The following is a 5,328-nucleotide window of genomic DNA, read 5'->3' as shown; positions in this document are numbered from 1 at the left end:
CATTTCGGTCGCCCAAAAGACGAGAGTAGACCTGATGTCGATAGGGTTTACAAGCTATCGGCATAAGCTCATGAATGTAAACGATTTTCCTTCCTCGGGTATGACCCAAGGGAAGATGTCATCCGAGTGCCGAGGCCCTGGGACCTCACTTATTCGGCGATCCTGCGCACGATTATCAGCAGCGCTACCTTCGCTGCCTATACCAGCGCGCAACAAATAACTGATTTTGGCAGTAATCAGGCAACACTTCATTTGCGGATTTATCAGTATTCAACCACGGTCGGTCTCGGTTATCCGCTGACCACCGAAATAACGAGGTAATCATTCCGTGGCCAACAGCACAACGATTCTCGATTTACTGTTCTCCGCGCAGGCGGGCAAGGAGACAGCGGTCAACGAGCTGGCCGACGCGGCCAGTCCGGCGATGATTTTCGGCCGCCGCGGATCGGTCTGCTCCGGTCTGACCTGGGGCTACTACGGGGGCACCCTGTTGGTGGACGGCGTCCTGAGTGCGATCGTCAACGGCTCTCTGACGCTCTCCGGAAGTGTCACGAACTATATCGAGTCGGATCGATCCGGCACGGTGAGCAGCAACACGACGGGCTACACGGCAGGATCGATCCCTTTGTACACCGTCGTCTGCGGCGCCTCAACCGTGACCAGCTACACCGACGACCGCGCCTGGGTGCAACCCGAGCATCTCACCAGCAAGACGTCGATCACCGTCACCGGCGCCAACGTCACCCTCACCGCCGCCCAGGCCCGCGCCCGCTACCTGTCCATCACTGGCGCCCTCACCGGCAACCGCAACGTCTACGTGCCCAACCACTGGGAAGGCCTCGTTTACTGCAACACCTCAGGCCCCTACACGACCACCCTCAAGACCGCCAGCGGCAGCGGCATCGTCGTCGGACAAGGCAAACGCGCACTCCTCGTCGCCGACGGCACCAACGTCGTGCGCATCACAGCCGACACCTAGACGAGGAAGTGACGTGCCCGAAGTGCCTGCGGCTGCTGGAGGCAAAGAAGATGCCCAACGTGCGACAAAAACAGCTGGAAGCAGTGGACACACAGCGTTAGATCAGTCGTATACGCAATTTAATTACGTGTCACGCAATATTCAGGCGTCGCAAATATCGCGCACATGGATGGCGATTTATCGCGCACCGTTACACCGTTCACCGGCTGGTCATCAAGCCGGCCCGCGCCGGCGGCCTGCTGCCGGCGCTTGCCCTGGCGCAGCGCGCGACCAACGGCGGCCTCGACTGCGTCGTCACCAGCAGTCTCGACAGCGCCTGCGGCCTGCGGGCCGCCGCCCACCTCGCCGCTGCGCTGGACAACCGGCTCGCGCACGGACTGGCAACTTGCCACTGGTTCACCCGCGATACCGGAGCGACGCCGAGCATCGTCGATGCCGAGCTACGGCTGGGCCACTCCACTGGTCTGGGCTTCCTGCCGGATATCGAACGGCTTTTTTCGCCGATCGACGAGTGATACTGCTGATCATCGCCGGTGCCGGTTCGGGCAGGACCAGTGCCCCGGCACACCGGGTCGCGCAGGGCATCGACCCCGATCGTATCCTGCTGCTCACCTTGCCGGGCTCCGGCGACCGATGCATCGGCCAGACAGCAGGCCTCGACTCGACGAAGCACGTGTGCGCGCTGTGGAAGCAAGCGGCCCGGACCAGCGGCGGACTGACCGGCCATTCGCTCAGGCGGCGTTGCGCAACACCTCGACACTCACCGTCTGGCGCAGCACATCGTTGAAATTGCTGCCGATCTTGCCGAGCGACTGGATCTGCAGAAGCAGCTTGTCCTCGACATGCTGCAGTTCCTCGATGCGTTCCTCGAGCGTATCGGTCGCCTGGTGGATGCGTTTGATGCTCTCCAGCCGCCGCTTGAGCTGTATCTGGTGTTCGCGAATCTGGATCTCCATCGGCGCCATGATCGCTTTCAGCCACGATTCGGCGTCGCGGTTGGCACGTTCGAAAGTCTTGCGCACCTGCACCGCCACCTCCTCGAAGAAGCGCTGCGTCACCTGGCTCTTCTCGTGGGTCAACAGCTGGAACATGCTGTTGATGTGGGTCTTGCACCATTGATCGAGGCGATCGATCTCCTTCTCGTAACGCATCAGAGAAAAGCCGATGGGTGCGCCCAGCTTCAGGCCATGTTCCACGGCGAACTTCTTGTAGATTGCCTCCATCATGGTCAGGATTTCCGTCACCTCGCTGTCCGACCTGGCGAGGTTGCCACGCGCGACATCGAAGAAATGCTTCATGGCCGCCGACAAGGTCTTCGAGAAGGTGGCGTTGACCATCGCTTCACGGGTCGTCGTGCTCAACAGGCGGAGGGAATCGAGCCCGAGGTGCGCGAAGAGGTTGTTGGTCAGTTGCGAGAAGACGCTGCGCACCGCGTAGTAGCGCTGCAGGCCGGATTCGAACTCCTCCTTTTCCACCCGCACCTTGCCCATCATGTACTCGACGACGCCCTTGTTCTTGCCGCGCAGTTCGGTCAGTTCGGTCACCTGTTCGCGTAACCCGGCGAGACGCGATTCAAGCAGGCTGCGCGTACGCTGATAGCAATCCGCAAACTCGGTCTCCAGCCCGTCGCGAACGATTTCCTGCTTGGCCGGAATCAGCTCCTCCGAGAGTGCCGCCTCGAGTTCCGACAAGCGGCTGCGCGCGAGCAGTTCGGCATCGCCGTTGATTTTGGCGACCAGTGCCTTCTGTGCCGAGACCGGGAAGATCTGGTTCTCCGGCAGGTCGAGCGTCCATGCGCAGGTATCCACCTGCCGGGTGATCTCGGCATCGATTTCCTCTGCCGACTTGAGCTCGTCCCATAGACTGTCGATCTTGTTGAGGACGATGATGCGGCCCTTTCGGCGTCCGCCCGGGGTCCCGATGTGCTCACGCCAGACGGTCAGGTCGGACTGTGTGACACCGGTGTCGGCCGCCAGAATGAAGAGCACCGCATGCGCGTTGGGCAGCAGGGACAGCGTCAGTTCAGGCTCGGTGCCGATCGCGTTCAAACCGGGCGTGTCGAGAATGACCAGCCCCTGTTCGAGCAGCGGATGGGGAAAATTGATCACCGCATGACGCCAGCGCGGGATTTCGACCGTACCGTCTTCGTCCACCCGAAACACCGCCGTATCGCCGTCGTTCAGGGTAAAACCAAGCGTCTGGGCAACCGCGGGAGCGACCCGGATGACGTCACTGACATGCCGCAGCGCATCCTGCATGGCCTCGGCCGACGTCGTGTCGATCAGCACGGTTTCCCATTCGTCGGGATAGCGCTTGTACTCGCTGATGCTGGCCTTCGACTCGCGGCTCTCGATCGGCAGTAACTCGATCGACGGTGCCTTGGCCTTTTCGAACATCAGTTCGGTCGGGCACATCGTCGTGCGCCCCGCGGTCGAGGGCAGAACGCGGTTGCCGTAGGCAGCAAAGAAGATGGCGTTGATCAACTCCGACTTGCCACGCGAAAACTCGGCGACGAATGCCACCTGCAAGCGATCCTCGCGCAACTTGTCGAGCAATTGAACGATCCGGCGATCGATCTGGGCGTCGGTCAGCTCATTGTCGGACAGCCAGCCGGCAAACTTATCGAGGACCCCGGAGATCCGTGCACGCCATTCGCTGTAGGCGGCAAAGTGTTGAGCGAGCGTCATGTCAGCTTTCCAGGCCAAGATTCGGTATTTTCACTCTATCACAAAGCTCCTTCCAATCAGCAGCCTGGCACAGCGCAGTTCAATTCTGGCAGCGCGGGCAGTAGAAGGTGGAGCGGCCCGCCTGGCGAATCACGCGCACCGTCCCCGCGCAACGCGGACACGCTTCGCCGGCCCGGCCATACACCGCACAACCGAGCTGGAAGCACCCAGCACCGCCATCACTGTGCACGTAGTCGCGCACAGTGCTTCCCCCGGCTGCGATCGACGTCCGCAGGGTGGAACGAATGGCTTCGGCGAGCCCGCGGTAACGCTCGCGACTGATCCGATCTGCCGCCCGCCTGGGCGAGATCCCAGCCTGATGCAGGCTCTCGACTGCGTAGATGTTGCCAATACCCACCACCAGATGGCTATCCATCAGCAAGGGTTTGATCGGGCCATGGCGGCGGCGCGTCGCGGCGTACAACCAGTCGCCATCGAAGCCGTCCGACAGCGGCTCGATGCCGAGCGCGAACAGCGCGGGATGAGTCTCGACCGCGGCACCTTCGTGCCAGAGCAGTGCGCCGAAACGGCGCGGGTCGCGCAGGCGGAGAACCGTCCCGGTGAACAGCAGGTCGACATGGTCATGCGGTTTGGCGGGCGTGTCCGGTGGCACCAGGCGCAGGCTGCCGGACATGCCCAGATGAAGGATCAGCCAGCCACCCCCAGCGCGGCTCTGGCAATCGAAGAGAAGATACTTGCCACGCCGCAGGATGGCGTCCACCCGCAGGCCGGCGAGGCGCGAACCCAGTCCGGCGGGGATCTCTTGACGCAGTTTCGGGGTGCGCACGACAGCACCGACGATGCACTCGCCGGACAGATGGGGGAGTAGTCCCTGACGGCTCACTTCGACTTCGGGAAGTTCTGGCATTGCTGCTACCGCGAAAAGTCCATAACATGCGCGAACGGATTATGACGCAAACCACCCGTCAGTTCGCGCAACTGTTCGCCGCCGGCAAGGAAACCATGAAACCGATCAAGAATATTCTCCTCTGCGCCCCGCTGGTGCTCGCCTTCGGCGTACCGGTGCTGGCTGCCGACGAGACAGCCGCCGCCAAGCAACCGACGTCGACGCGTGCCGCACGCAAGGCCGCGCCGTTCGCGCCGGTGCCCGATGACAGCCAGAACCCGGAACTGAGCGGACAGGTGGTGTATCAGGTGTTGCTCGCCGAAGTGGCGCTGCAGCGCGGCAAGAAGGAGTTCGCCAGCCAGGCCTACGCCGACCTCGCGCAGCGCACGCGCGACCCGGCGATCATCGAGCGCGCCGTCGAAATCGCCGGTCACGTACGTCGGGTCGACCTGGTGCTGCAACTCGCCCGGCTCTGGGTCGAGGTGCAGCCCGATTCGAAGCGCGCCCAGCAGGTGCTGATCGGCGTGCTGGTCATGTCCAATCAACTCGATGGCCTGGCGCCACAGTTGATCAGCATGCTGCAGGCGGACAAGGAAGCCCTGCCGGCCAATCTTCTGGCACTCAACCGCATGTTCGCGCGCAACCCCGACCGCCAGGCCGTTCTGCAACTGGTCAGCAAGGTCTGTGCGCCCTTTATCGGCCTCGCCGAAGCGCACTACGCGGTCGCCGTGGCGGCCAGCGGGGCGGGCGAACAGGCAAGAGCACTGGCGGAACCG

General features: G+C 62.6%; 4 protein-coding genes and 1 pseudogene. 3 read left to right on the top strand and 2 right to left on the bottom strand.

Going from position 1 to position 5,328, the window contains the following annotated elements:
• The first annotated feature begins 328 nt into the window (after positions 1-328).
• Complete coding sequence (locus JNK99_RS14770) at positions 329-979, top strand: hypothetical protein (protein ID WP_291854372.1); 651 nt, start codon at positions 329-331, stop codon at positions 977-979.
• A gap of 101 nt (positions 980-1,080) precedes the next feature.
• On the top strand, positions 1,081-1,494 hold the full coding sequence (locus JNK99_RS14765; RefSeq protein WP_366518768.1) for an enolase C-terminal domain-like protein: 414 nt from the start codon (positions 1,081-1,083) through the stop codon (positions 1,492-1,494).
• Positions 1,495-1,710: 216 nt separating this feature from the next.
• Here the strand turns inward: JNK99_RS14765 and JNK99_RS14760 are convergent, their stop codons facing one another.
• Complete coding sequence (locus JNK99_RS14760) at positions 1,711-3,666, bottom strand: dynamin family protein (protein ID WP_291854371.1); 1,956 nt, start codon at positions 3,664-3,666, stop codon at positions 1,711-1,713.
• 79 nt (positions 3,667-3,745) lie between these two features.
• Positions 3,746-4,573 carry a bifunctional DNA-formamidopyrimidine glycosylase/DNA-(apurinic or apyrimidinic site) lyase gene (gene mutM, locus JNK99_RS14755; protein ID WP_291854370.1) on the bottom strand — a complete coding sequence of 276 codons (828 nt, stop codon included), beginning with the start codon at positions 4,571-4,573 and terminating at the stop codon, positions 3,746-3,748.
• Between the two features lie 26 nt (positions 4,574-4,599).
• Between mutM and JNK99_RS14750 the strand changes: the two are divergent.
• A pseudogene (locus tag JNK99_RS14750) lies at positions 4,600-5,328 on the top strand (pilus assembly protein TadD); the annotation flags it as partial.

It is taken from the genome of Accumulibacter sp. (assembly GCF_016789985.1).
Classification (GTDB): domain Bacteria; phylum Pseudomonadota; class Gammaproteobacteria; order Burkholderiales; family Rhodocyclaceae; genus Accumulibacter.
This window is presented reverse-complemented; position numbering and strand designations above follow the sequence as displayed.

Coding starts and splice junctions, on each gene's coding strand:
- JNK99_RS14760 (WP_291854371.1), bottom strand. CDS start 3,666: ATGACGCTCGCTCAACACTTTGCCGCCTACAGCGAATGGCGTGCACGG.
- mutM (WP_291854370.1), bottom strand. CDS start 4,573: ATGCCAGAACTTCCCGAAGTCGAAGTGAGCCGTCAGGGACTACTCCCC.